The 26,979-nt window shown below is 66.2% G+C and carries 25 protein-coding genes and 1 pseudogene; 16 read left to right on the top strand and 10 right to left on the bottom strand.

The genetic code is table 11. The features are described 5' to 3' along the window. Positions 1–41: 41 nt before the first annotated feature. The 9 genes and pseudogenes from D9601_RS10665 (at position 42) to D9601_RS10630 (ending at position 9,506) form a co-directional block, all read left to right on the top strand. Positions 42–626, top strand: a complete 585-nt coding sequence (locus D9601_RS10665) for an RNA polymerase sigma factor (RefSeq protein WP_198353982.1) — start codon at positions 42–44, stop codon at positions 624–626. Then, positions 587–850, top strand: a pseudogene (locus D9601_RS20225) (FecR/PupR family sigma factor regulator); the annotation flags it as partial. The gene D9601_RS10665 and the pseudogene D9601_RS20225, both read left to right, overlap by 40 nt. Positions 851–952: 102 nt before the next feature. Further along, complete coding sequence (locus D9601_RS10660; RefSeq protein ID WP_332837974.1) at positions 953–1,678, top strand: FecR family protein; 726 nt, start codon at positions 953–955, stop codon at positions 1,676–1,678. Between the two features lie 330 nt (positions 1,679–2,008). Then, a complete protein-coding gene (locus D9601_RS10655; protein WP_198353979.1) occupies positions 2,009–4,801 on the top strand; it encodes a TonB-dependent receptor in 2,793 nt (930 codons plus the stop codon). Between the two features lie 70 nt (positions 4,802–4,871). Beyond that, positions 4,872–5,984, top strand: coding sequence for a glycerophosphodiester phosphodiesterase family protein (locus D9601_RS10650; RefSeq protein ID WP_332837973.1), 1,113 nt, complete (start codon positions 4,872–4,874; stop codon positions 5,982–5,984). A gap of 208 nt (positions 5,985–6,192) precedes the next feature. After that, positions 6,193–6,732, top strand: coding sequence for a Chromate resistance protein ChrB (locus D9601_RS10645; protein WP_198353976.1), 540 nt, complete (start codon positions 6,193–6,195; stop codon positions 6,730–6,732). A 1-nt stretch (position 6,733) separates the two neighbouring features. Then, positions 6,734–7,432, top strand: coding sequence for an ABC transporter ATP-binding protein (locus tag D9601_RS10640; RefSeq protein ID WP_198353975.1), 699 nt, complete (start codon positions 6,734–6,736; stop codon positions 7,430–7,432). After that, positions 7,429–8,331, top strand: a complete 903-nt coding sequence (locus D9601_RS10635) for an efflux RND transporter periplasmic adaptor subunit (protein ID WP_198353973.1) — start codon at positions 7,429–7,431, stop codon at positions 8,329–8,331. Before D9601_RS10640 ends, D9601_RS10635 begins: the two co-directional genes overlap by 4 nt. Continuing rightward, positions 8,331–9,506, top strand: a complete 1,176-nt coding sequence (locus D9601_RS10630) for an FtsX-like permease family protein (RefSeq protein WP_198353972.1) — start codon at positions 8,331–8,333, stop codon at positions 9,504–9,506. Before D9601_RS10635 ends, D9601_RS10630 begins: the two co-directional genes overlap by 1 nt. Positions 9,507–9,695: 189 nt before the next feature. Here the strand turns inward: D9601_RS10630 and D9601_RS10625 are convergent, their stop codons facing one another. From D9601_RS10625 to D9601_RS10610, 4 genes are all read right to left on the bottom strand, one after another. Then, positions 9,696–10,082 (bottom strand): low affinity iron permease family protein, encoded by a 387-nt coding sequence (locus D9601_RS10625; RefSeq protein ID WP_198353970.1) that lies wholly within the window; start codon positions 10,080–10,082, stop codon positions 9,696–9,698. Between the two features lie 28 nt (positions 10,083–10,110). After that, the gene (locus tag D9601_RS10620; protein ID WP_198353969.1) at positions 10,111–10,743 is read right to left on the bottom strand and encodes a hypothetical protein; all 633 of its coding nucleotides are present in this window, start codon (positions 10,741–10,743) and stop codon (positions 10,111–10,113) included. A gap of 30 nt (positions 10,744–10,773) precedes the next feature. Then, positions 10,774–11,079: a hypothetical protein gene (locus D9601_RS10615; protein WP_198353968.1), complete on the bottom strand. Its 306-nt coding sequence runs from the start codon at positions 11,077–11,079 to the stop codon at positions 10,774–10,776. An 84-nt stretch (positions 11,080–11,163) separates the two neighbouring features. Next, positions 11,164–11,433 carry a GlsB/YeaQ/YmgE family stress response membrane protein gene (locus tag D9601_RS10610; RefSeq protein WP_198354459.1) on the bottom strand — a complete coding sequence of 90 codons (270 nt, stop codon included), beginning with the start codon at positions 11,431–11,433 and terminating at the stop codon, positions 11,164–11,166. A gap of 193 nt (positions 11,434–11,626) precedes the next feature. Here D9601_RS10610 and D9601_RS10605 point away from each other — a divergent pair, with 193 nt between their 5' ends. The 7 genes from D9601_RS10605 (at position 11,627) to D9601_RS10575 (ending at position 21,849) form a co-directional block, all read left to right on the top strand. Further along, positions 11,627–13,099 (top strand): PAS domain S-box protein, encoded by a 1,473-nt coding sequence (locus D9601_RS10605; RefSeq protein ID WP_269769670.1) that lies wholly within the window; start codon positions 11,627–11,629, stop codon positions 13,097–13,099. A 446-nt stretch (positions 13,100–13,545) separates the two neighbouring features. Further along, complete coding sequence (locus D9601_RS10600) at positions 13,546–14,748, top strand: cation:proton antiporter (RefSeq protein ID WP_198353966.1); 1,203 nt, start codon at positions 13,546–13,548, stop codon at positions 14,746–14,748. 63 nt (positions 14,749–14,811) lie between these two features. Then, positions 14,812–16,083 (top strand): DUF2254 domain-containing protein, encoded by a 1,272-nt coding sequence (locus tag D9601_RS10595; RefSeq protein WP_332837972.1) that lies wholly within the window; start codon positions 14,812–14,814, stop codon positions 16,081–16,083. 220 nt (positions 16,084–16,303) lie between these two features. Next, complete coding sequence (locus D9601_RS10590; protein ID WP_198353964.1) at positions 16,304–17,038, top strand: Crp/Fnr family transcriptional regulator; 735 nt, start codon at positions 16,304–16,306, stop codon at positions 17,036–17,038. Positions 17,039–17,452: 414 nt separating this feature from the next. Beyond that, the gene (gene glf / locus D9601_RS10585; RefSeq protein ID WP_232474045.1) at positions 17,453–19,720 is read left to right on the top strand and encodes a UDP-galactopyranose mutase; all 2,268 of its coding nucleotides are present in this window, start codon (positions 17,453–17,455) and stop codon (positions 19,718–19,720) included. 1 nt (position 19,721) lies between these two features. Beyond that, the gene (locus tag D9601_RS10580; protein ID WP_198353963.1) at positions 19,722–20,138 is read left to right on the top strand and encodes a hypothetical protein; all 417 of its coding nucleotides are present in this window, start codon (positions 19,722–19,724) and stop codon (positions 20,136–20,138) included. Continuing rightward, on the top strand, positions 20,128–21,849 hold the full coding sequence (locus tag D9601_RS10575) for a dTDP-4-dehydrorhamnose reductase (protein ID WP_198353961.1): 1,722 nt from the start codon (positions 20,128–20,130) through the stop codon (positions 21,847–21,849). Before D9601_RS10580 ends, D9601_RS10575 begins: the two co-directional genes overlap by 11 nt. A gap of 94 nt (positions 21,850–21,943) precedes the next feature. Here D9601_RS10575 and D9601_RS10570 read toward each other — a convergent pair whose 3' ends face one another. The 6 genes from D9601_RS10570 to D9601_RS10545 are packed head-to-tail and all read right to left on the bottom strand — an operon-like array spanning position 21,944 to position 26,938. Continuing rightward, positions 21,944–22,351 carry a c-type cytochrome gene (locus D9601_RS10570; protein ID WP_198353960.1) on the bottom strand — a complete coding sequence of 136 codons (408 nt, stop codon included), beginning with the start codon at positions 22,349–22,351 and terminating at the stop codon, positions 21,944–21,946. Then, positions 22,341–23,234, bottom strand: coding sequence for a cytochrome c oxidase assembly protein (locus D9601_RS10565; RefSeq protein WP_198353959.1), 894 nt, complete (start codon positions 23,232–23,234; stop codon positions 22,341–22,343). Before D9601_RS10565 ends, D9601_RS10570 begins: the two co-directional genes overlap by 11 nt. Beyond that, complete coding sequence (locus D9601_RS10560) at positions 23,222–23,536, bottom strand: hypothetical protein (RefSeq protein WP_198353957.1); 315 nt, start codon at positions 23,534–23,536, stop codon at positions 23,222–23,224. Before D9601_RS10560 ends, D9601_RS10565 begins: the two co-directional genes overlap by 13 nt. Then, the gene (locus D9601_RS10555; protein WP_198353955.1) at positions 23,530–24,156 is read right to left on the bottom strand and encodes a cytochrome c oxidase subunit 3; all 627 of its coding nucleotides are present in this window, start codon (positions 24,154–24,156) and stop codon (positions 23,530–23,532) included. The genes D9601_RS10560 and D9601_RS10555 overlap by 7 nt, the downstream gene beginning before the upstream one ends. Beyond that, positions 24,153–26,042 carry a cbb3-type cytochrome c oxidase subunit I gene (locus D9601_RS10550; protein WP_198353954.1) on the bottom strand — a complete coding sequence of 630 codons (1,890 nt, stop codon included), beginning with the start codon at positions 26,040–26,042 and terminating at the stop codon, positions 24,153–24,155. Before D9601_RS10550 ends, D9601_RS10555 begins: the two co-directional genes overlap by 4 nt. Continuing rightward, complete coding sequence (locus D9601_RS10545) at positions 26,039–26,938, bottom strand: cytochrome c oxidase subunit II (RefSeq protein ID WP_198353953.1); 900 nt, start codon at positions 26,936–26,938, stop codon at positions 26,039–26,041. The genes D9601_RS10550 and D9601_RS10545 overlap by 4 nt, the downstream gene beginning before the upstream one ends. Between the last annotated feature and the right edge of the window lie 41 nt (positions 26,939–26,979).

The following is a 26,979-nucleotide window of genomic DNA, read 5'->3' as shown; positions in this document are numbered from 1 at the left end:
CTTCCTTAGGCGCCCCGTATACGATTGAGGGCGCATCTCCGTTGTCGATAATCCGCGAGATCGATGTCTGGTTCGTAGAGCAGATACTACCGCATGAGCGTCAGCTGCTGGCGGTCGCGATGCGGATTTGTCCGAGTGCGGATGAAGCGCGCGACCTGGTGCAGGATGTGCTGTTGCGCATGCTGACCCTGACCGACTGGGAAAGCATCGCGAATCCGCTCGGCTTCATGCGGCGGATGATCCGTAATGCGGCGATCGATCGCCTGCGCCACGCCAAGGTCGTCGATTTTCAGTCGCTGTCCGAAATCGAGCATGTCGATATTCCCGATCACGCCCCCGATCAGCACCGCGTGACGGAGGATCGGGAAACGCTTCGCCGACTGGCGCGGGAAGTCGACGCCTTGCCGGAGCGCTGCCGCGTGGTGTTCCTGAAATGCCGGGTCCATGGCGCATCGCCGCGGGCGGTTGCGGTGGAACTCGGCGTCAGCCTTTCAACGCTTGAAAAGCGTCTCGCCCGCGCGCTGATACTGCTCAGCATCGCCATGACGGCCGATCGCGGCGATCCGATCGACGACAGTTTCGACCTGTGGGCGCGTCATCGCCGCACGGCCATCGCGTCGCACTGACGGATTTATTACAGGGGACTTGGCGGATCGGTGCGATCCGCCCGTCATCCCCTTGTGAGATCGGGTGGATAACAACATTGGCTGAGGGGTGCCTGACTGACGATGGCGCGCAGACGCTGCGCGAGGCGGCCGACTGGCTCGCACGGCACCGCACCGGACGCATCGACGAGGCGGCCTTCGCTCGGTGGCGGGATGCGAGCCCCGCCCATGCGCTGGCCTTCTGCCGCGTCCTCGCGCTCTGGCGCGCCGAGCCGGCAGACGCTGTCGTGGCGCCTTCCTTCCCGCAACGTCACGGCCTGTTCGGACAAGCGTCGCGTCGCGATCTGGTGCGCGCCGGCGCGATGGCGGGCATCGGTGCAATTTTGGCCGGGGGCGTGATCGTCGCCCCGGCCTATGCCTGGCATAGCGCGACAACGGAGGTCGGGGGGAGCAGGCGCATTCTTTTGCCCGATGGCAGCGGGGTCGAGCTCAACACCGATACGCGATTGTCATGGCGCTTCTCGGCATCCGAACGCGTGTTCTGGCTGGAAAAGGGCGAGGTGTGCATGACCCTGCGCAGCGGCCCCCTCGCCGTGCTGCGCGGCGGCCCAGCGCCGATCGTTATGACATCCGGCCTCTTCAACCTGCGCCTGCATGGCGACGGGGTCGAGTTGCTGGTGATGGAGGGCGGCGCCAGAATCGAAGGCGCCGATCGAACGCGGGCAACCATCGTTGCCGGGTCGGCCGCGCCGAACACCGCATTCGTTGCCCCCCGCGACACGCGGTTGCTGACCACTCGCATGGATCAGGTCGATGCCACCACGGCGTGGCGGGATCATGCCATCGTGTTTCAGGACGTACCGCTGCACGACGCCGTCAGGGAATATAATCGCTATCTCGCGCGCAAGATCGTCATCCTCGATCCCGAGCTTGCCGATACGCCGGTCGGCGGGCGGTTCGAAACCGGCGATCCGACCGCTTTCCTAAATGCGGTGGCGATCGGTCTCGGCATCCATGTCACGCCCTCGGCCAGAGGCTATTCGTTGGCCAAATCCCGCGTCACGCAAAAGTAACAATCGTCGAACTGCACCAAACAAATTTTTAATCCCGATTTGGCGGTTTTTCTCTCCATCCGCGTCAAAGATTGTGACGGCGCCAAAGCCGCCATAGTCTCTGGGGGTTTGATGATTAGCCGTTTTGCTGCGGCGTTGCTTGCAACGTCGACGTTGTGCACGCCTGTTGTTCAGGCACAATCACTGGATTCTCAAACAGATCGTGCATTCGACATTCCCCCGCAGCCGCTAGCCAGCGCGCTGACCAGCTTCGGCCAGCAGGCCGGGCGGCAGATATTCTTTCCGGCCGCCGCCATCCGGCATCGGCAATCGCCGCGTATCGCTGGCCGGATGGTGCCGCGCACCGCGCTCGACCAGCTTCTCAGCGGCAGCGGCCTGAGCGTGCGAAGCGACGATGGTCATATGATCGTGCTGGGCATGACCGCCCCGCAGCCGATCGCCGGGGCAACGCCGTCGGCCGCCCCTGCCCAGACCGCCTCCAGCGACGACATCGTCGTGACGGGCTCTGCACCCCTCGAAGAGGAAAAGGCGCTCGCCTGGAAGCGGCAACAACCCGGGACAAACGCGGTCATGTCGGGGGAAACGATCGCGCGTCGCCCAGGCGGCAATATCGTCGATATTCTGGCCGTGCTGCCGGGCGTGACCGCCTATGCGGACATGGGCCTGGGCCAGGCGGCGACGGGCGAGGCGGAATATATCTCGATCCGCGGCCTCGATTCGAGTTTCAACGAATATTCGGTCAACGGCATGCGCGTGCCCCAGGCCGATCCTTACACTCGCGCGCTGTCGCTCAAGATGATCGCGCCCTACGGCCTGCGCTCGGCAACCGTCGCCAAGACGCCGACGGCCGCTGACTATGGCAGTTCGATCGGCGGGACGGTCGACATCGCCACGCCGACGGGGTTCCAATATGGCGACGATTATCTGCGCGTGACGGGCGGCGGCAATTTCGCCGGCCGGGCCAATCATCTCGGCTTCCCGGCTTTCGGCGGTGTCGGGCAGGTCGAACTGGCCAAGCTGTTCGGTACGGCGCAAAAGATCGGCTTCTACGCGACGGGCTATTACGAGGAGCGCCGGTCCGCCGCGGAAACGACCGAAGCGTTCCGCTATATTCCCGCCACGCCGACCGCCGCGCGTAACGACCTCGTTGCGCTGGGCATCAAATACGACATGTATGATTCGGTCATCAAACGGTACGGCGGCAATGCCTCGCTCGATTTCCACGGTGGCGACGGCGTCACCGCGTTCCTGCGCGGCTCCTATGGCCGGTACGAAGTATCCTCGATCGACGTCCAGCACAGCGTGACCAGCGCGCTGTTGCAGCTGATCGGTGCGGCGCCCTTCTACAGCAACGGGCAGTACAATCCGCTGGGTACGCTGGCGGGCAGCTATTTCCAGGCCCGCGATCAACGCTCCACGCTCGCCACGATGCAGGCCGGCGCGGACATGGCCTTCACCGACCGCCTGTCGCTGTCGGCGCGCGCGTCCTACGGCTTTGCCGATCAGCAGCGCCCGAATTACGACGAGGGCAGCCTGTATAGCGGTCTCGGCCTCGTCCTGGGCAGCGGCGGCCCGATCCCCGGCGTCCGCATCGACACATCCGATCCGGCCGCGATCAAGCTCGATTTCACGGATGCGGCACAGCGCAGCGCCGCCCTCAGTCCGCAATCCGTGCGGGTCTGGAAATTCCAGGGCCGCGACGTGAAGTCCGACGACCGGATGTACGGCATGCGCGCCGATCTCGCCTGGCGCGGCGACGGTGCGCTGCGCAAACTGTCAACCGGCATCGATCTCAACATCTCTGATCGCACCCAATATGATCGCGGGCTGCTCGGCAACGACGGCGACAATTTCGTCATTCCCGATAGCGCTGGCGGGCGTCCCAATCTGTTCAACGCGCAAGGCCCGACCGCCGCGGCGCTACCCGGGCGTGACATCTCCTTGATGGACGGCAACTATCCCGCCTTCCGCTTCTACGACCGGAGCTATTTCGAAAAGGCGATCCTGCCTTACGCCTACACCAACCAGTTCACCCCCAACGGCACGCCCAATCCGGGGAATTATACGACCAACGATTACAACCGGAACACCGTGTTCGGCAGCGAAACGGTGTTGGCGGGCTATGTCCAGGCCGATGTCCAGCTCGGCCGGCTGCAGGCGGTGGGCGGCGTACGCTATGAGCGCACAGATTTCACGGCGACGCATTGGCTGCTCGCTCAGCCGACAGGCTATTTCACGCGCGACGGCAATCGCTATGGTGAATGGCTGCCCAGCCTCAACCTGAGCTACCGGCCGACCGACACGCTGATCCTGCGCGCCGCGGCGCGGCGCAGCTTTGCCCGGCCCGCCTTTGCGCTGATCGCCGGGCCGGAAACCTATGGCTACAACGATCTGACCGGTGCGGTGCAGACCGTCAGCCGCGCCAATCCCGACCTCAAACCCGTCACCGCGACCAGCTTGGACGCCAACATCGAATGGTATCCCGACCGCAGCGCCGTGATCGAGGCCGGCGGCTTCTACAAGAAGCTCTCCAACTTCGTCTTCACCGCCAGCGCGACGGGCAGCGCCCCAAACGGGATCACCGCCGCGGATGTGGTGAACGGCATCACCTATACGATGCCGATGAACGGCCGCGATGCGGAGGTCTATGGCCTGGAATTGCATGGCCGCAAGCAGTTCCGGGAGCTGGGGGCGTTCTTTGGCGGATTCGGTCTGGAGGGCTCGCTGACCGTTCAGGACAGCAAGGCCGATCCGGGTCTGACCGGCCGCGGCGACACGCAATTGCCCCGGGCGGCGAAGCTCATCTACAATGCCGAACTCTTCTACGAGCGTCCGCACCTTTCGGCGCGGCTGGCGTGGCAATATGTCGGCCGGCAGCTGCTCAGCCTGAACGATCAGCTCGACACTTATCTGCAGCCGATCCGCCAGCTGAACGTCAATGCGACCTACACGCTGGGTCGCTGGGCGCTGTCGGGTCAGGTGCAGAACCTGCTCAACAGCTACAGCTTCTACAAGACGCTGGGCACGTCGACCCGGTATCTGGGTACGCAGGATGGCGGCGGGAACGGGTCCTATGTGCAGACCGGCCGCTTCTTCAAATCGACCCTGTCCTATCGCTTCTAAACGTCGACCGCCTGCCTGACCGGGAGGGGGCGCCATGCCGCTCCCACCCGTTTGCCGAGGAGCCGAGACTGTGACCGATACGGATCGCCGCACCGTGATGATGGCCGCATTGGCCGGCGTCGGCGTCGCCGCCGCTGCGAAGCTACCGGCCGCGCGGCGACCGGGATCGCACGCCGCGTTGGTCATCGGCCATCGCGGCGCCTGTGCGCTGCGCCCCGAACATACGCTGGCGTCCTACGCCAAGGCGATCGCCGATGGCGCTGACTATATCGAACCCGACCTGATGCCGTCGAAGGACGGCGTGCTGATGGCGCTGCACGAACCCGATCTGGGCAAGGTCAGCGACATCGCCAGCCACCCCGAATTCGCCGACCGGCGCAAGGTGGTGACGATCGGCGGCCAGCGGGTCGACGGCTGGTTCATCAACGACTTCACCTTCGCCGAACTGAAACGTCTGCGCCTCAAGGAGCGTATCCCCGACATCCGCCCCGCCAACACGCGTTATGACGGCATGTTCCAGATGGTCAGTTTCGACGAGATCGTCGATTTCGTCGCAGCCGAAGCGGCGACGCGCGGGCGGCCGATCGGCATCGCGCCCGAGCTGAAGGCGCCGACCATCTTCGCTTCGATCGGCCTGCCGGTCGAGGACCGCTTCGTCGCCGCGGTCGCCGCGCATCGCTATCTGCGCGACGCGCCGCTCATCGTGCAGTGTTTCGAAATCGCGACGCTGGAACGGCTGCGCGGTCATTTTCCCCGCGGCGGATCGGTGCAGCTGATGCAGCTGATCGACGATGCGCCGTTGGTGCCGCTGGACGTTGCGGCGGCGGGGGGCACGACCCGCTATGGCGACATGATGACCCGCCAGGGGCTGCGCCGAATCGCCACCTATGCCGATATTCTGGCGCCCGATATCCGCGCGCTGATCCCGCTACGCGCCGATGGCCGGCTGGGCACGCCCACGCCCGCGATCGGCTGGGCCAAGGAGGCCGGGTTGCTGGTCGGGGGATATGAATTCCGGCCCGAAAACCGCTTCCTCGCTGCTGACTTCAAGAATGGCGCCGGCGGAGATGCGCGCAATCCGAACGGCTCGATCGCAGAGATTCACGCTTATCTGCGCGCGGGAATGGATCAATTCTTTACCGACGATCCCGGCATCGGACGCCAAGCTGTTCGAACCTATTAGGTCTGACGCCAACGGCGATGAACGGACAGAGAAGTTGCGGACGGCAAAAGGGGTGATTCCCAATTAGCCGGGCCGAAACGATCCATGTCGACGGCACTGGCATACTGCCGTGAGACACATCCAGAGCGTGACGATAATAGCGGTGGCCGGATGATCCATACGATTATACGGTTGAGATGTAACGGCGGTAACATTAAGAAGCCGCCATATGGAACATCGCTGGCTCGTCTTCACCTATAAAGTCCCTGCCGAACCGGCAGCCGGCCGCGTCGGCTTGTGGCGCAAGCTGAAGGCGATGGGGGCGGTTTATCTGCAGAGCGGCGTGTGCGTCCTGCCGAAGACCGACGATCACGTCCGCCGGCTGAAGATGCTCGAGAACGAGGCATCCTCGCTCGGCGGTGAGGCCGTGATCCTGGAAACGGTGGCGTTTGACGCGGCGCAGGAGGCCAAAGTGCTCGATCGCTTCCGCGCCGACCGGGACGAACAATATCGCGAATTCATCGGCAAGTGTGACGCGTTCGACGCGGAGATCGCCAAGGAATTCCGGATCGAGAAGTTCACCTATGCCGAGCTGGAGGAGGAGGACGCCGACCTTCGCAAGCTGCAGGGCTGGCTGGAGAAGATCCGCAAGCTCGACTTCTACGAGGCACCGCTCGGCAGGCAAGCGGCGGAACGGCTGCGTGGCTGCGAGGCGGAACTCGCCCGCTATGCCGAGCGCGTGTTCGAGGTCCAAGGCGAGGGCCGCTGATATGACGGCACCCGCCATCGCATGCCGCGGGCTGACGCGCAGCTTCGGCAAGGGCGAGGCGCGCGTCGCCGCCCTGCGCGGCATCGACCTCGACGTGAACGCAGGCGAGATCGTGCTGCTCTCGGGGCCATCCGGCTGCGGCAAGACCACGTTGCTCTCGATCATCGCGACCCTGCTCGACGCCGACGATGGCAAGGTCGCGATCGCCGGCGAACCGACCACCATGCTTCCGCCCCCGAACCGGGCAGCGCTGCGCGCCCGCCTGATCGGCTTCGTGTTCCAGTCGTTCAATCTGCTGCCCGCGCTTGACGCGCGCCAGAACGTCAGCGTGCCGCTGCTGCTGGCTGGCAGCGGACGAAAGGCGGCCGAGCGCCGCGCCGACGAGGCGCTGGCGGCCGTCGGCCTCGGCCACCGGGCCGGTCATCTGCCGCGGCAGCTCAGCGGTGGTCAGCAGCAGCGGGTCGCGATCGCGCGTGCCATCGTCCACCGGCCAGCGGTGCTGCTGTGCGACGAGCCGACCAGCGCGCTCGACCATGACACCGGACAGCAGGTCATGACGGTCCTGCGCGATCAGGTGCGGGCGCAGGGCGCGGCGCTGCTCGTCGTCAGCCACGATTCCCGGATCGAACAGTTCGCCGATCGCATCATCCGGATGGAAGACGGACGTGTCGTCACCGGCCAGGACAGGCAGGCGGCATGAGCTGGTCGCTCCGCATCCTTGGCGGTCTTGCCCTGATCGGTGCTGCGGGGGCCGGCATCGCGGTGCTCCACGATCGTGGATCGCCAGCGCCCCCCGCACTGCCGGCCTCGCAGCCCGCCAACGACGGCCATGTCGCCGGTAGCGGCATCGTCGAGGCTAGCACCGGCACGATCGCGATCGGGACACCCGTTACCGGTCTGGTGGAACGGCTCGACGTCGCTTGGAACGACCACGTCGCCAAGGGCCAGCCGCTCTTCCGTATCGATGCCCGTGATCTTGCCAACCGGCGTGGCACTTTGCTCGCGGCGATCGATCAGGCGCAGGCCGCCGTGCCGGCGGTGCAACGCAAGTTCGACGCCGTGGCGGCACCGCAAATGGCAGGCTTCGTCACCCGCACGGACCTTGTGCAGCGGCAGTCGGATCTGGCGGTCGCCAACGCCAACGTCGAGGCGGCGCGCGCGCAGCTGCACGAGCTCGATGCCGAAACGGCGCGGCGGACCGTCCGCGCGCCCGTGTCCGGCCGCATCCTCAAGATCAACATCCGTCCCGGCGAGGTCGCCGAAAGCACGGCGACGGCCGGCCCCGTCCTGCTGATGGGCGGCGACAATCCGCTCTACGTGCGCGTCGACGTCGATGAGCACGATGCATGGCGCGTCCGAGGCGGCGTTCCCGGCGAGGCGTTCGTGCAGGGACGGCACCAGCTCCATGCTCCGCTGCGGTTCGTGCGCATCGAACCGTTCGTCCAGCCCAAGACCAGCCTGACCGGCGCCGCGGCGGAACGGACCGACACGCGGGTCCTGCAGATCATCTACGCGATCGATCCCAAGGCGCTGCCCGTCTACATCGGACAGCAGGTCGACGTGGTCCTGGACGCCCGCAAGGCGAAGGCGCGACCCTGATGATCCGCATCGCGGTGCGGATGCTGGTCGCCAGCACCGGCAAGTTCCTAGCGCTGGTCGTCGGCATCGCCTTCGCCTCGTTCCTCTCCTGCTTCGCCGCCTGCTACTTCGCGGGCTTCATGACGCGCAGCTTCGCGCTCGTCGCGGAACAGCCTGGCGACGTCTGGGTGATGGATCGCACCACGGCATCCCCCGACCAGTTTGCGAACATGACGGCGTCCGCGCGCGACCGGGTACGCTCCGTGACCGGCGTCGCCGACGCCGCGGTCCTGGCGCTTGGTCATGCCGATGCACGCATGCCCGACGGCCGTCTGCAGCCCTTCGACGTCGTCGGGCTGGACGATGCGACGCTCGCCGGCGCGCCGGCGGTCGATGGTGCGCCAGGAACCGGCCTGCTTCGCGAACCCGAGGCGGCCATCGTCGATGCGGGAGGTTCGGAGGGCAAGCTCGACACCGCCGAACGCCCCGTCTCCGGTGTCTCGCCGCCGGATGCCAAGATCCGGCAGCTTCGGGCGGGCGATGAGCTGACCATCGCCGATCATCGGGTGGTAGTCGGCGGCGTGTCGCATGGACTGCCGCGATTCCCGCCGCGGCCGCTCCTTTACATGAGCTGGTCGAACGCCGCGCGCGTGCTGCCGCCCGAACGGCTGCGTACCTCGTTCGTGGTGGTACGGGCGGCCCCCGGCACGGATCCAGCCGATCTCGCTCGGTCCATCGCCAGCCAGACGGGCTATGCCGCATTCACCCGCGCAGACTTCGAATCGGCCACCGTGCAGTGGTTTCTGGCGACATCGGAGGACGTCGGCGACATCGCGACCATGCTGACCATCGCGGTGGCGATCGGGTTCGGGTTCACCACCGTCATGCTCTACATCTTCACCGCCGATCACCTTCGGCAATATGCCGTTCTGACCGCGCTTGGTGCACGTTCCGGCGTCCTGTGGCGCATGGTCATGGCGCAGGTTGCCGTTGCTGGGCTTATCGGGACCGGCATCGGGCTTGGCGCCTGTGCGCTGGCTGGGTTGATCGCCGACACGTTCGATCTGCCCTACCGAATGATGGTGTGGGCACCTTTCGGCTGCCTGGCGCTGAACGCCGTCGCGTGCGTCGGGGCGGCATTCGTCAGCACGCGACCCGTGCTGCGCCTGGAACCCGCGCGGGTCTTCGCCGCTTGAAACGGCAGTATCCTAGCTGCTCCGGCGACAAGCATCTGAACGATGTCCGTCAGCTAGGGAAGGCTACGCTTCGGGCACTCAGACCGACGTTTTGAAGTTCTGCAGTCGTCGTTGCGGCTGCCGACCTAGGACGTTCGTTCGGTTGGCAGCGGAGGTTGTCCGAAGCCTTACGCGCTCCACAAAAGCAGCTCACTGCCGGCCGCGGTCGGCGCCACGATGCTCGAGCTCATCCTCGGCTGCCTCGCCCGTCCGTCGCAACGCGTCGAGCTCCTCGGTGGACTTTGTCTCGATCCCGGCAACCTCGTTGCGGGCACCTTGGATCGCATAGACCAGTTCGTCGATCTTGAGATGCAACGCCTGCTCGCTGCGTCGCTGTCCGTTCAGCACCATTTGCGTCAGCGTGATCGACAGGACCGACAGGATGAGCGTCAGCGCATTCTCACCGGCGGCGCCCGCCGCCAGGAACCAAATCGCGCAGAACAGCGCGACCAGAACGATGGCGGCGGGGTGACCGAACAGGTCCGCACCACGCCCGCAGATGCGGCAGCCGAATTCGTACAGTTTACGACCCACCATTCGACCTCGGCTGCCCTACGCCTGTAACTTAGATGACGCGATCGCGCCTCGTAGAGTAGGATGCGCGATCCCGCTCGATTTCATCACGCGTGTAGGCCGGCGCGCCCGGGTCGAACGCGTTCCAGCCCTGCGCACGGTAAGCGGCGCCACGCTCCGTCGCATCCACCGACCGATAGGTATCGAGGATCGACTCCACCTGCCCCGGCGCCGCGTCGTCGGTACGGACGCTGACCAGGGTCCCGCCGCGCCGGACACCTTCGGAATAGACGTTCGCCTCCTCGTCGCTGTGGCCGGCGTTCTTGAGCGCACCGACGATGCTTCCCGTTGCCGCACCGCCCACAGCGCCGATACCGGCGCCCGCTGCGGTCGCCGCCAGCCAGCCGGCCGCGACGATGGGCCCAAGCCCCGGAATGGCGAGCAGGCCCAGACCGGCGAGAAGCCCACCGGCGCCGCCCAGCACGGCGCCCGTCGACGTGCCGCGGCTGACGTCGCCGTGGTCGTTGACGCCGTCGTGCCCCGTGTCACCGGCCTGATGGCGCCCATCGGCATCGTTGGCGATGATACTGATGCTGCCGTGTGGCACACCGTGACTCTCGAGGGCCGAGACGGCCGCCTTGGCATCGGCGTAATCGTCGAACAGACGCGTAATCGTTCTGGTCATGGTTGTCTCCTGAAGAGCTGACCGCTCGCCTCAGCGAGTGGTGATGTTGCCCTTGTAATCGAGCATCACGGTCGTCTTGGCGCCGTTGCGTACCGCGGTTCCCTGCCAGACGCCGTTGCGATCCTTGGCCAAGCGGCTGACCGCGCTGAACCCGGCCTTCTCCAGGCGGCCGCGCGCCTGTGCCTCGGTGAACGAGTTGCGCCCCTTGGCGGGCATCGCGACGCCATGGGCGGTGGGATGCTTTATCGCCGGATTGTGTGACCTGTCCGTGCTCTGGGCCGACGTCCCCGTCGCAATGGACGCCGCGAGGATCGCAGCGATGACGTGCCGGTGCATGTTAGCCTCCGTGATCGGGGGGCGGCGTCGACCGCTCCGTAACCGCACGTTGCGGATGAGGAGTCGGGCGACGCGACGCGCCGTTTAGCGGACCGAGCCGCGGCGAAAGAGATTGACGATCCCCAGCAGGACCACCGCGCCAAGCAGCGACACCAGGATCGACGGCAGGCTGATGATACCGCTGGTGATGGGCGCACCGCCGATCAGCGGCGTCAGCAGGAAGCCGGCAAGCATGGCACCGACGATCCCGACCACCACGTTGAGGAAGATTCCCTGCTGACCATCGGTCCGCATGATGATGCTGGCGACCCAGCCGATCAGCCCCCCAACGACGAGTAAGATTATCAAGCCCATGACATCCTCCGCGGGCGGACTGGCGGAATTGCCGATCATCGCCTCTGCTATCGTATCAACCCGCAGAGCGGCCTGGACGTTCATCGGGGGTTACGGCCGGCCCCAGCCCCTATGGTAGTTTCGTCACGATCGAATTGGTAGTTCCGCACCGCAGGCGCTGGAACTCCGCGCCTCGCCGGAGGCTTCATGCCGCATGGACGATCAGCCGATGCAAGCCTTCCACGCGCCGACCTTGCGCCATCTCGAACAGCTGATGGCGGGACTCACCGTCGGCGTGATCCTGGTCGATCCGTCAGGAGCGATCGTCGGGACGAACGATGCGGCACTGGCCATGCATGGCGTGCATCATGCCGACGAATTGGGCGCGACGGCTGACGAATATTGCCAGCGTTTCTGCCTGCGCTACCGCAACCATCAGCGCCTGGCGCGACGCGACTATCCGATCATGCGCATGCTGGCCGGCGAGAACTTCCCCGACGTGGTCGTCGATGTCGCGCCGATCGGCACCAACGAGCCGCGCTGGACCCATATGGTTCACGACGTCGTGATGGACGTCGACGGCGGCGACCCTGACTATCTTGCCCTCGTCATCCAAGACGTGTCCGAGCGCTACGATGCGGAGGCACGGTTCGAGGCGATGTTCCAGGCCAACCCAGCCCCGGCGCTGATCCTGCGCCTCGCCGACCAACGCTTTGTCCGTGCCAACTCAGGCTTCGCGGAATTGTGCGGATGTTCGCGCGACGAGATCGAGGGACGGCATCTGCGTGATCTCGACATTCTGGCCCATACGGAGCGGAACGCGCTGGTCGCCGAGCGGCTTCAACGCGGCGCAACGATCCCGCAGGTCGAGGCGGAATTGCCATTGCCAGACGGATCGTCGCGGCTCGTCATCCTTGCCGGCCAGCCCATCGAGGTTGCCGACCAGCGTTGCATGCTCTTCACCTTCGCCGATCTGGAGCCGCGGCGGCTCGCGCAGCGCGCTCTGGCGTCGAGCGAGCATCGCGCGGCGACGATGTTCCGGCTCGCTCCCGGCGGTATGGTCGTCACCGCTCTGCCCGACCACCGCATTGTCGAGGTCAACGAGGCTTTTGTCCGGCTGACCGGTCGCGGCTCACACGATCTGATCGGACGCGACGCGGATGAGATACAGTTATGGAACGACGCAACGCAGCGCGAGGCCGTCGAGCGCGAGCTGGAGCGGCGGGGGGGCATACGTACTTACGACGTCCGCGTGCTCCCGGCGAACGGCGCTCCGATCGACTGCTTGGTCTCGGCGGAGATCGTCGACCTGCATGACAAACGCTGCGCCCTCTGGCTCTATCAGGACGTGACGGCACGCCGCCACAGCGAGTTGGAGCTCGTCGCAGCGATTGACGCGGTGATGAAGGACGCGAACTGGTTCAGCCGCTCGATCATGGACAAGCTAGCGACGCTACGTGGCGGCGGCGATGCGGAGCAGCACCATCCCCTCGACCTCAGCAAACGGGAACGGGAGGTGCTCGAACTCATCTGCCAAGGCGCCAACGACAAGGCTATCGCAGATCAGCTCGGGCTGACGAGCAATACCGTGCGCAACCACGTATCCCGCCTCTATGCGAAGATCGGCGTCAACCGGCGCAGCGCAGCGGTCATCTGGGCTCGCGAACGCGGCATCGGCATGGGTTGAGCAGCCCCGTCCGCCGTTCATTGATAGCTCGTGAAATCGATCACGATCGACGGCGGGCTGGACCCATAATCGGCCACGCTACGTGACTAAGCCAATCCTCCAATCCTGCCGTTCATCTCGCGCGTGGCGGATCACCCGGGGATGCAGGCGATGGAAGGAGTGCTTTCGGGTGGGTGTCGCTGGCCATTGCCTGACGTCAGGCTGATCAAAGATTGCTAGGTGGGGCGGCGACTGCGATATCGTCATCTGGGTGCGCGCTTTGGCCGGAAGGCGCAGGTTTATGGCGTTGGTCGGGCCGCCGGCGCCGATTACCTGTGACCAGGAATGCCTATGCTCGATATGAAAGCATCCGCTTGACATGCGCACGCGCCTCTCGTCCTCGGCATATCCTGGAACAATCGACCGCTTCGATTGAGGGTTATCGGCGCGACGGTGGGGGGCGATCGATGAGCGGCGATATCGGGCTGACCGAACTCGGCACCCTGCTCGTCGTCGCCTCGCTCGTCGCGATGGTCTCGCGGCGGATCGGGCTGCCCTATACGGCCGGTCTGGTGCTTGCCGGCATCGGCCTCGCCTATCTGCCGGTCGGTGCCGAGCTACCGCTGTCGCGCGAGCTGATCTTCAACGTCTTCCTGCCGCCGCTGATCTTCGAGGCGGCGATGCAGCTGCGCTGGTCGCGCTTCCGCGAGGAAATGCCGCTGACCTTGGTGCTCGCCTTTGTCGGCGTGGCGATCAGCGCGGCCGTGGTCGCGGGCGGCATGCACCTGCTGCTCGGCTGGAGCCTGCTCGGTGCAGCCTTCTTCGGGGTGCTGATCGCGGCGACCGATCCGGTATCGGTCATTGCCGCCTTCAAGGAGATGAAGGCCGAGCCGCGGCTCAGCATGGTGGTCGAATCCGAAAGCCTGCTCAACGATGGCGTCGCCGCGGTCGGGTTTGCGATCCTCGTCGGCATCGCTAACGGCGAGGCGCTGACGGCATCGGGCGCGTCGCTCGCGCTGCTGTGGACGGTCGCTGGCGGTCTGGTGATCGGCGCGGCGATCGGTGTCGGCGTGCTGACCCTCGCCGGCCGGACGAGCGATCATCTGGTCGAGGTGACGCTGACCACCGTGGTCGCCTGGGGATCGTTCCTGCTCGCCGAACATGTACATGCGTCGGGCGTGTTCGCGGCACTCGCGGCAGGCCTCATTGTCGGCAACGTCGGGCCGCGCGGCTCGATCTCGGTCGCGGGGCGCCAGCATGTGCAGGATTTCTGGACCTATGCCGCCTTCCTCGCCAATTCCTGTCTGTTCCTGCTGATCGGCAGCCATGAGGCGCATCAGCCGATCGCCTTGGTGTCGCTGCCGCTGGTCGTCGCGATCATCCTGACCCTGATCGGCCGCGCGGCGGCGGTCTACCCCTTGGCAGTACCATTCGAGCGATCGCAGCTGCGGCTGCCCGCCACCTATCAGCATGTGCTGGTTTGGGGCGGATTGCGCGGCGCGGTCGGCCTCGCGCTGGCGCTGGCGGTGCCGGCGAGCGTCGCCGAGCGGGGACAGATCGTCGTCATCACCTTCGGCGTGGTCGCCTTCTCGATCTTCGCACAGGGGCTGACGATGCCCCGTCTGCTCCGCCGCTGGCAATTGACCGGATCGGACGAGGCGGAACACTGACGCGCCGCTGCTGCGGAACCCCACGCCGTCGCCAAGGCTTGGACAGCCGAAAGGGGAGCGGCCGTGACGCGTTGGCAATGGGTGATCCGACTGCTGACGCGCCGGATGTGGTTCCGGGCGGCGCTGATGTGCGGCTTCGGCGGGGCTCTCGCGCTTGCCGGCGCGCTGGTCGGGCACACCATCTCCTATCACTTCGCTGCGACGGTTGGATCCAAGTCGGTCGACAGCATCCTCACCATGCTCGCCTCCAGCATGCTGGCGGTCACCACCTTCTCGCTGACCGCGATGGTGTCGGCCTATTCGGGGGCGACCAGCACGATCACGCCGCGCGCGGTCCAGCTGCTGATCGACGACAGCACCGCGCAGAATGCGCTCGCCACCTTCCTCGGCAGCTTCCTGTTCGCGATCGTCGGCATCGTCGCGCTGTCGACGGGCCTCTATGGCGATACCGGCCGCGTCATCCTGTTCTTCGGCACCATTCTGGTCATCCTGTTCATCGTCGTGACGCTGCTGCGCTGGACCGAGCATATCGCCCGATTCGGCCGCGTGTCCGACACGATCGACCGGGTCGAGCGCGCGGCGATGTCAGCGGTGGAGACGATCGCCGTACCGCTGGCGCTGGATGGCGAACCGCCCACGGTCGAGCAGAGCGGCAGGACGGCCGTGCCGGCGCCGACGATGGCGCGGGTCACCCATGTCGACATCGCGCGGCTGGGTCGGATCGCCAAGGCGATGGATGCCGACATCCACGTGCTCGCCCTCCCTGGCAGCCTGGTCGAACCCGGACGGCCGATGGCGCTGATCGGCGCCGCCGCCGATGAGGCGGCGGTGGACGACGTGCAACAGGCCTTCACGCTGGCGCACCAGCGCGCCTTCGATCACGATCCGCGCTTCGGTCTGGTGGTGCTGTCGGAGATCGCGTCCCGGGCGCTGTCACCGGCGGTCAACGATCCCGGCACCGCCATTGCGGTGATCGAAGCGGGCAGCCGGGTGATGCTGCGGCTGCTCGATTTCGGGTCGCAGCAGATCACGCCGCTACCCGCCAAAGTTCATGTTTCACCGATTCCGCTAGCCGCATTGCTCGACGACTGGTGCAGGCCCATTGCGCGCGACGGCGCCGGACTCGTCGAAGTCGGCGTTCGCCTGCAAAAGGCGCTTGGGGCGCTAGCGCGGCATGCGCCGGCGGCACGACAGCTTCTCGCGCGCGAGGCTTCCGATGCCGTCGATCGGGCACGCGCCGCGCTGACCAGCGACACAGACCGGGAGCTGGTCGAGCAGACGCATCGCGGGGCATTTGGGGTCAGCGAACACGAACATCTCGCCCTTGGAATGTAGACGCGACACCTCGCGCGACTGCAGCATTATTTGGTCGAGGCGGAGGATTTATCCGCCTTTCCCTTGCAACAGACGGGCGGCCACATTCCGCGCCATAGCTGTCCGCAAAGACGCTTGATGGCCGCCAGCGCTCATTGGGTGCCATTAACCTTCGACAAATACGCAAGTTTATCGATGTGGTACCTCGCTCATTCCGCAACCCACGGAAGGAGAGTGCGGCATGCCAGCGAAATTATTCTTGAACCGCCTTTGCCAGCTCGCAGACTTGGAAGAGCTCGACGTCGACCTCGTCCAATCCATCCCCTGGTCATCCGTGTCGGTCAAGCGCGGGCGCGATATCCTGCAGGTCGGGGATCGCCCGGGTTACGTCTACGTCATCGAGAGCGGCTGGGCTGCACGTTACAGCGTCCGCAGGAATGGAAGCCGACGTATCACGGGGTTCATGCTTCCGGGCGATTTCTGCGGCATTCACGCCGTGACCGGAGAGGCGATGGAGCACGCCATCGTCGCCCTGACGGACTGCGAGGTGGCGCGAGTCCAGGCTAATGTGATCGAACAAGCCGTCGCAGTGTCTCCCGCGATCGGTAAGGCATTGTGGCGTGCGAAGCTGACCGACGAAGCTATCTTGCGGATGTGGCTGCTGAATTCGCAGGATGCGGAAACTGCGCTGGCCCATCTGATTTGTGAGCTGCACACCCGAGCTGATGCCATCGGCGCGGTCCGTGACGGTCGATTCCTGGTGCCGGTGATACAGGAGCAGCTTGGCGACGCGCTTGGCCTGACGGCGGTGCACGTCAACCGTATGATGAAAAAACTGCGTCTTGCTGGTCTTGTAGAGTTCGAAGGGCATGAGGTCATCATCCCCGACATAGCCGCGTTGGAATCGGCCTGCGGCTTTTCGCCGTCCTATCTTCATCTGCCTTTGGTCACAGGGCATCCGGCGCTGGCGGCGTGACGGTACGGACATATCCGTCACGCCTCGGCATCCCCAGTGCCATCGCACACGCACAGGCTGTACCGCGCGAGACTTCACGCGTCGGGAACGCCTGTGACATTCATAATAAGGCTTGGATAGCGCCGAAGAACATTCTGACAATTTGACGCACTAGATTCGGCTTGCACGCATCCCGAACCGACGACGATGCTGTTGCCTGGTCCGCAGCGACTGGAAAGTTCTGAAGGAAGGCTCATGGCATCGAAACGGTCATTATGCGCGAACTAACTGTTCAACCTGTCGATGCTCACCACAAAACAGATTAATGATCAGGATCATACAGGATGGCACTCGCCGATTGAGGCGCATTAGGGACATGCACTTGCGCTGCAAGTAAGATCAACTCGCCGGCGGGGGCCGATCAGGGAGATACTGATGAGCACTCCAATTCCGGCTGACGCCCGATTTCCCGCCGCACAGTCGCATCTGCTCATCTGTTTTTCTCACCTGCGCTGGGATTTCGTGTTCCAGCGGCCACAGCATCTGATGACCCGCATGGCCGAGCGGATGGCCGTGGTCTTTTGGGAAGAGCCGGTAATCGACGGCGATCAGCCGCCAGCTTTAGAGGTGCGACACGATGGCGATGTCTGCATCGTCGTTCCGCATCTGCCGATGGGGCTCGACGCGGACGCCAGCCAGATTGCGCTCACCGAACTGCTTGGCGACTTTCTGAAGGATCAGCCACCGGTTGCCGTCCGCTGGTATTACACGCCGATGATGCTTGCCTTCTCGCGCGACGTCGAGGCGCAATGCACCGTCTACGATTGTATGGACGAGTTGTCCGCGTTCCGCTTTGCACCGGCTGAATTGCTGGCCCTGGAAAGCGAATTGCTCCGCGCGGCCGACCTCGTCTTCACCGGTGGCTACAGCCTCTACGAAGCGAAGCGCGAACGGCATGCGGACGTGCGGCCTTTTCCGTCCAGCGTCGATGTCGCGCATTTCGCCCGGGCGCGGGACGCCACGCCATGCCCGGACCTACCGGCAACGCTCGGCTTCTACGGCGTGATCGACGAGCGCATGGACATGGACCTTGTCGCGCAGCTCGCCGATGCGCGACCAGATTGGCGAATCGAGATGGTCGGCCCGGTGGTCAAGATCGACCCGATCGACCTGCCGCGGCGCGACAACCTTCACTATCTCGGGCCGCGATCCTATGACGACCTTCCCGACACCGTCGCCGGCTGGGACGTCGCGTTGATGCCCTTCGCGATCAACGATGCGACCCGGTTCATCAGCCCGACCAAGACGCCGGAATATCTTGCCGCTGGCCGGCCGGTGGTGTCGACGCCGATCGTCGACGTGGCCCGGCATTACGGCACCATGGCCGGCGTGATGATCGCCTCCGGCTCCCGCTTCGTCGCCGCTTGCGACGAGGCGCTGGCGCTCGCTCGCGGCAGCGACATGGCGTGGCGCGACGAGGCCGACGCCGTGCTTGCCGCGTCCTCGTGGGACGACACCGCGGCGGCCATGCTGGCAGCGATCGCCGAGGTCGCCTTGCCGCCCTCGCGCCCGCACTATGACGTTCTCGTCGTCGGTGCCGGATTTGCCGGCAGTGTCATGGCGGAGCGATTCGCGTCCGAGGGCGATACACGCGTGCTGGTGATCGACCGACGTGCGCACATTGGCGGCAACGCCTATGATGAAGAGGACGCGGCCGGCATCCTGATCCATCGCTATGGTCCTCATATCTTCCATACCAATTCGGCCGAAGTCTTCGAGTATCTGTCGCGATTCACCGATTGGCGGCCTTACGAACACCGCGTCCTTGCGGAGGTCCGCGGCCGGCAAGTGCCAGTTCCGATCAATCGCACCACGCTCAATATACTGTTCGACGCCGGGCTGGACAGTGATGCGGAGGCCGCCGCCTTTCTGGCCGCCCGTGCCCAGCCGGTCGGAGAAATCCGCTCGTCGGAAGACGTGGTCGTCTCCGCCGTCGGCGACGAACTCTACCGGTTGTTCTTCCGCGGCTACACGCGCAAGCAATGGGGCCTCGACCCGTCTGAGCTCGACAAGGCGGTCACCGCCCGCGTGCCGACCCGCACCAATACCGACGATCGCTATTTCACCGATACCTTCCAGGCGATGCCCGCCGAGGGCTACACCGCGATGTTCGCGCGCATGCTTGATCATCCCAATATCGACGTCCGGCTCGACACCGACTTCGCCACGGCAAAGCATATGGTCGACTTCGACAGGCTCGTATTCACCGGCCCGATAGACGAATATTTCGACCATTGTTACGGCGCACTTCCCTATCGCTCGCTGCGGTTCGAACATCGCAGCCTGCCCGTCGCGCGACATCAATCGGTGGCTGTCGTCAATTATCCGGACGAGACGGTGCCGTATACCCGGGTCACCGAGTACAAGCATCTGACCGGCCAGATTGCCCCGGTGACCAGCGTCACCTACGAATTTCCGACCGCGGAGGGCGATCCCTATTATCCGATCCCCCGTCCCGAAAATCAGGCACTGTTCAAACGCTACGAGGCGCTTGCTCTTGCCGAGCCGGATGTTCTGTTCGTCGGGCGCCTTGCCACCTACCGCTATTACAACATGGACCAGGTCGTGGGTCAGGCGCTCGCCACCTATCGCAAATTCAAGGCTCGCAAGGATCCGGCGCCGCTCGCGACCGCCGCGGAATGATATGACCGGCGAAGCCACGGGTGGGCTGCTGCGGCGGCGGCACATCCTCTTGATTCACGAGGACGCGTTCATCGGGCGGTATCTCGCCGAGGTGATCATGCGCAGCGGCGGCACAGTGACGCATCTCCCTGGGGTCACGGCGGGTGCGGCGCCGTTCGACATCCTCCGGCTGGCGTGTGCCCTGGTATTGAGTGACACGGCGCCCGCCAGCGATGCCGTTGCGGCCGCTGCCGCCGAACGCGACCTCCCCTTTGTGATCGTGAGGTCTGCACAGCGCGCCTGTGCCGTTGCGCCGACCGAGCATGTGTTGACCGCCCCATTTGCGGGTTTTCAGGTCGTCGAACTGTTGCATCACATGCTCAAGAGGCAGGAGCCCGCCATCGGCACTGAGGCAGATCGGCCCCGTCATGGCGGTTGATGCGAAGCGGATCGAACTTTGGGGGGGAGTCGAATGCACCGTCAACCGCGTGGGCGACGCCTATCGGGACCAGCTGCGATTGAGCGGCCATCAAGGTCGGCTCGACGATCTCGACCGATTTGCGGGTCTCGGCATCAAGGGACTGCGATATCCCGTTCTATGGGAGCGCACGGCACCAGCCGGCATTCCCGACTGGACCTGGCCCGACCCGCGTCTCGAGCGCATACGTCTACTCGGCATGCGACCGATCGTCGGCTTGGTCCATCACGGCAGCGGCCCCCGGCACACCCACCTGCTCGACGACGGCTTCGCCCCTGGGCTTGGCGCCTATGCGGGTCAGGTGGCCGCACGCTATCCCTGGGTGGAGGCTTGGACGCCCGTCAACGAACCGCTGACCACGGCGCGTTTCGCCGCGCTTTACGGCCATTGGTATCCGCATGCGGCCGACGAACGGTCGTTCTGGCTGGCGCTGCTCAATCAGATCGATGCGACGCGCGCGGCCATGACTGCGATCCGCAGCATAACCCCAACCGCGAAGCTGGTGCAGACCGACGATCTCGGCCGCACCTATGCGACGCCTGCGCTGGGGGCGCAGGCCGACCACGACAATCTGCGTCGTTGGGCGGGTTGGGACCTGCTGTTCGGGCGCATCGACCCGAGGCACCCGCTGTTTGAACGTCTGGACGTCCTGGGTTTCGGAGATCGTCTGCGCGCTATCGCGGATGATCCCTGCCCTCCCGACATCGTCGGCGTGAACCATTATCTGACAAGCGACCGCTTCCTCGATCATCGCCTCGACCGCTATCCCGGCGAATTACATGGCGGTAACGGGCGGCTGCGGTACGCCGACACCGAAGCCTTGCGAGCCGATAGCGCGACGCCGGCCGGCCTGGGCGGCGCCTTGCGGGAGGCCTGGGCACGGTATCGCACGCCGATCGCGGTGACCGAGGTGCATAACGGCTGCACCCGCGACGAGCAGCTGCGCTGGGTGGCACAGGCATGGGACACGGCGCAGGCCGTAGCGGCGGAGGGCGCCGACATCGTTGCGGTCACGGCCTGGTCCTTACTTGGCAGCCATGGCTGGGATACGCTGTTGCGGGCGGACGGCACATACGAGTCCGGCGTCTACGATGTGGCTGGCGGTACGCCTCGTGAGACGGCCCTGGCGAGCTTATGGCGCGCTCTGCCACTGGACGCGCCGCGTCACCCCGTCGCTCTGGAGTGCGGATGGTGGGAGCGCCCGGAGCGTCTCATCTATGCAGACGAGCCCTTGGCGGTCCGACCTGGGCCGAAGCCCCGACCGGGGCGGCCATTGCTCATCTGGGGATGGGACGGCTGTCTTGTCGACAGGGTGTCGAACGCCTGTACCGCGCGCGGCATCACGCATGTGGTGGCTGGCCGCGACCTTCCTGCTTGTTCCGAGCGAGGCGATATCGAACGGCTATTGCGGACCTTGAAGCCTTGGGCCGTTTGCTACGTCGTGTCTGATTTCCCTACCCCAAGAACGGTCGGGGGGCCAGCGCACGCCCGGTGTGATGAGGCGCATGCCTCGCCGTTGATCCAGGCCTGTTCGGCCATTGGCATTCCCTGCATGGGGCTCGACGCGCCAAGTCGCGAGTCCGGCCTCGGCCAAGCGTCTGTCGACGTCGCTTTGGACCATCTGATCGATGCATGGCCATGCCCGCACCAACCCATCGTCGAGCAGCAGTAATTCCGGGCGTCTTTCGCTGGGGCAACGGCCGCCCTCCCCTGCTCCCCAGCCACGCAGAAGCGCCCGCCGAAGACGCCCGTGTGACGCCGCTCGCCTATTTAAGCGTGTAGAGATAGGCCGTCATGTCGCGGGCGTCGCGTTCGGTGACACCCTGTTCGGGCATAGCGCTGCCGGGAATCATCGCCTGCGGATGCCGTAGCCAGCGTGCCATGGTGGCAGGGTCGTTCGGGAATTTTCCTGCGATCGTCGCACGCACCGCGACTTTCCCCAGGTCGGGCCCGACCTGCCCGGTCGCGCCGGCGATGCCCGGAATGACGTGGCAGCTGCCGCAGCCATAGGCTGCCATTGCTTCCCGCCCCGCCCGGTTGCTTCCGTCACTGACCTGGTCCGCCATGATCCGCGTGCGCGTCCGACCTTGCGCAAACATGATCCCGCCCGCCGCCATCGCCGCCAGCACGGCGGCCGCAAACAGCACCCCGAGCCATTTCAGACTAGCGGGCATGCGGCACATCCTTCCCCGGTTCGGCCAGCAGGCGCCGCATCAGCAACAGCGCGGCGCCGGCGTGGACCAACCCGCCCGGCACCCACATCAGCAGCCCGGCAAGTTGCTGGTCTTCAGCCGGGCTGAGCCCGAACGGCGCCATGCCGAGACTGGCATAGCCGGCGTACCAGGGACTGGTGGCAAAGGCCATCAGCGCGCCGAGCGCGCCCGACACGATCGCAGTGGCGACGAGACACAGTGCCGCGATGGCCGCGGGCGTGCGCCGGTGCCACATCGCCGTCCAGAACAGCAGTGCGGTGACCAGGAAGGACAGATGCTGCGCGACATGCCAGCTCTCGCTCGCCAGCGCGCGGTCGAACAGCGCCGGAGCGTGCCATAGCCACAGGGCAGCAGCCTGAAGCGCGGTGGCGGTCAGCGCACCCGTGAGCCAGCGCCACGGCGCCGCGACCATTGGCACCGCCGCGGCCAGGGCGCGACGGCCTGCCGGCGGGAAGGCCCAGAGCATCACCGCCAGTGGTTCGGCCAGCACCAGCAGCGGCGCACCGACCAGCATCAGCAGCTCATGCTCGAACATATGCGCCGCGAAGGAGCGCTCGCCCGCCTCGTGCAGCGGCGAGACCAGCGCCGCGGCGAGCACGGCGAGCCCAGCGGCGTAGAGCAGGCCGCGCCGCCGAAGTGGTCCGCTCCCCTGCCCCGAGCGTGCATAGAGTCGCCGCCAGCCGCGCGCGAACAGCCAGGCGGCGAGCAGCAGCGGTCCGACGATCCACGGGTCCAATGTCCAGCCCGGCGGCGCGTGATGGTCGCGCGCGCCGGTCGCGTGCGCCGCGGCGGGGACGGCGCGGAGCAGCGCCGCGAGCGGGAGCAGGCGGATCAGCCGACGCATGCCGGCACCAGCAGGATCGCGAGCGCCTGGAAGGCGATGGCCAGCGCGAAGATGCCGGCGAGCACCAGCGCCAGCCGCGCCAGCCACAGGAGCGAGAGCCGGTTGCCGCCGCGCCGCGCCAGCGGCCGCGCCAGCCACGCCGCGAGCGCGCAGGCGGCCAGGCTCGCCGCCCCCCAGGCGAGTCCCCAGCCGGCGAGGTCGCAGCGCGCGTGGAGCAGCGCGGACAGGCCCTGCTCGAAGCCGAACCACGCGACCGGCGGCAGCAGCAGCGCCGCCCAGCTGCGCGCCCGCACGCTCACCATAGCCGCGCCAGCCCATAGACGATCGCGCCGATCGGCAGCCAGGTCAGCACCACGAAGGTCCAGTAATTGGCATTGTCCTCGACGTCGGCGAACTGGTCGTCGCCGATCTCGTGGGTGAACAGCCACGCCGCCTGCACCGCGGTGTCGCCCCAGTCGGTGACGACGTGGCTGGTGTGCAGCACCATCAGCATCCACACCACCGAGCCATAGGCGTCGCGGTCCCAGCGCGTGTTGAGATGGGCGAACTCATAGCCGCGCGGGATCAGCAGCAGCAGGCCGATGACGGCCATCGCCGCCACGCCGATCCGCACGCCGCGCGCGTCCTTGGCGAGCGCGCGGCGGCGCACCCATAGGTTGGGCAGTTCGCTGAGCAGCAGCCCGATTGTGAAGATCAGGCCCCAGCTCAGGTCGGGCGGGCGCGTGCCCGGCGGCGGCCACTGCGGCGCCTGCTGCGTCATCAGGTAGAGATAGGCCGCGGCGGCGAGCGCGAAGCCGGTGCCCTCGATCAGCATGAAGCCGATATTGCCCCACCAGACGAGATGGCGCGGGCCGCTCGCGCTGGACGGCAGGCCGGAGAGATCGCCGACGATCTCCACCTCGCGCGGTTCCGCCGCGGTCATGATCGCACCCGCAAGGGACCGGTCTTGGCGCGCCCGCGCTGCGGCCAGAACCAGCCGGTCAGCGCGGCCGCGATCGGCAGCGCGCCCGCGACGATGGCCCAGGGCGTGAAGATGCTGCCGAGGAACATCGCGGTCACCGCCAGCGCCGCGACCACCGGCCAGATCGACGGCGACGCGCTCTTCTGCCGGTAGAGCGGCGCGGCATCGACCACCGAGGTGACGACCACCTCGCGCCGCTCGATCGCGATGCCGTCCATCACGCGCAGGGTCGGCGAGTCCCATAGCGGGGTCAGGCTGTCGACCACGGGCGTATAGGCGAGGTTCCACGGCGGCGACGGCGACTCGCCCGCCCATTCGAGCGTCGACGCGCCCCAGGGATCGGCCCCCGCCGGCGCGCCGCGCCAATAGCTCAGCAGCGCGTTGGCGACGAACACCAGCCCGCCCGTCACCGCCACCGCGCTGCCCAGCGTCGCGACCTGGTTGAGCCCGTCCCAGCCCATGCCGGCGGGATAGGTATAGACCCGCCGCGGCATCCCCATCAGCCCGAGCAGGTGCATCGGCGCGAAGCCGAGGTTGAACCCGCCGACGATCAGCGCGAACGCCACCCTCCCCCAGCGCTCCGACATCAGCCGCCCGGTCGCCTTGGGGTACCAATAGCAGAAGGCGCCGAAGAGCGGGAACATCGCGCCGCCGACCAGCACGTAGTGGAAGTGCGCGACGACGAAATAGCTGTCGGTCAGCTGCAGGTCGAGCGCGGCCGAGGCGGTCATCACCCCGGACAGGCCGCCGAGCACGAAGGTCGCGACGAAGCCGAGCACCCACAGCATCGGCGTCGCCAGCCACAGCCGCCCGGTCGCCATGGTCGCGATCCAGCAGAAGATCTGCAGCCCCGCCGGCACCGCGATCGCCATGCTCGCCGCGGTGTAGAAGTCGTTGCCGAGCCGCGGCAGCCCGACCGCGAACATGTGGTGCACCCATAGGCCGAAGGCGAGGCAGCCGATCGCCAGGATGGCGAGCACCAGCACGTGGTGCCCGAACAGGCGCCGCCGCGCGAAGGTCTCGACGATCGACGAGACGAAGCCGGTCGCGGGGATGAAGATGATGTACACCTCCGGGTGGCCGAAGAACCAGAACAGGTGCTGGAACAGCAGCACGTCGCCGTTGGCCGCCGGCGCGAAGAAGTGGGTGGAGACGAGCCGGTCCGCGATCAGCATGCTCGTCACCAGCATGATCGCGGGCATCGACAGGATCGTCATCAGCGACGCCACCAGCATCGCCCACAGGAACACCGGCATCCGCGCCAGCGTCATGCCCGGCGGCCGCATCTTGAGGATGGTGGCGGCGACGTTGACCGAGGCGCACAGCGCCGCCACCTCGGTGAAGGTGATCATCTGCGCCCAAATGTCGGCGCGGTGGCCGGGCGCATAGTTCGGCCCCGACAGCGGCGGATATTCGAACCAACCGAGATCGGGCGTGATGTCGAGCGCGTGCGACACCCACAAGGTCAGCACGCCGCCGAGATAGAGCCAATAGCTGAACGCGCCGAGCCGCGGGAAGGCCATGTTGCGCTGCCCCAGCATCAGCGGCACCAGCCACAGCGCCATCGCCTCCATCGCCGGCACCGACACCAGGAACAGCATCGTCGATCCGTGCAGCGAAAAGCTCTCATTGTAGAGCTGCGGTCCCATCCGCGTGTTCTCCGCCCAGGACAACTGCCAGCGCATGTCGAGCGCGAGCATGCCGGCGAGGAACAGCAGCAGCAGCGCGGTGACGATGTAGCGCGCCGCGATCCTTTTGTGATCGACCGTGGTGAGGAAGCCCCACCAGCCCGGAACGTCGCGCCAGGTCTGGGCAAGGCGATCGCGGCGATCGGCGTCGGGGGTCATCGCAAGGCCATCAGATAGGACGCCACCGCATCGGCATCGGCGGGGTCGAGCGGAATGGCAGGCATCGCCGTGCCGGGTTTGATCGCCTGCGGCTGCGCGATCCAGCCCTGAAGATTGCCGCGCGTCATCGTCAGCGTACCCGCAGCCAGCGTGTGGCGGGTCGCCAGATGCGTGAGATCGGGGCCAGCGCGCCCACCCGCCGCCGTGCCGCGTATGGCGTGACAGGCCGCGCAAGCGTCGGCGAATACCTCAGCCCCTCGCCCGCTGTCAGCAACGGCCGGGCCCTTCTGCGCAGCCAGCCAGGTACGGAAGGCGGCAGGCGATTCCACCTTTACCGCCAACGCCATATGCGCGTGCTGCAACCCACAAAATTCCGCACATTGCCCGCGGAACCAGCCGGGTCTCCGCGCGGTGACGTCGAGGACGTTGGTGCGCCCCGGGATCATGTCGAGCTTGCCTGCGACATTGGGCACCCAGAAGCTGTGGATCACATCCGCCGCCCCCAGCACGAGCCGCACCGTCTGCCCCTGCGGCAGGTGAAGTTCGTTGGCGGTTTCGACCCAGCCGCCGCTCGCCGGATCGCGGTACTGGATCCGCCACCACCACTGATGCCCGGTGACACGCACCTCCAACGCAGGCGAGATACGGGTGGCGAACAATGCTCGGTCGGCGAAGAAGCTGGCGGTGATCAGCACCGTCAGCCCAAGGACAATGGCGCCAACGGCAAGCGGCAGCAGTCGCGCCAACCGTCCGTCCATGCCGCGCGTGACGCTGCCATCACCGCGTGCGTCTGCCCCGCGGCGACGCCACGCGCGCCATAGCGCCCAGCCGAGGCCGGAGGACACGACGACATAAACACCGCCGCACACGCACATCATCAGAGCGAGCAGCGACAACAGGGCATGCGCCTGATCACCTCCCGGGTTAAGCGTGCTTT

The sequence above is a fragment of the Sphingomonas sp. MA1305 genome (assembly GCF_016107325.1).
GTDB lineage: Bacteria > Pseudomonadota > Alphaproteobacteria > Sphingomonadales > Sphingomonadaceae > Sphingomonas.
Note: the sequence above shows the minus strand (reverse complement) of the source record. Positions and strands in the feature narration are given on the sequence as shown.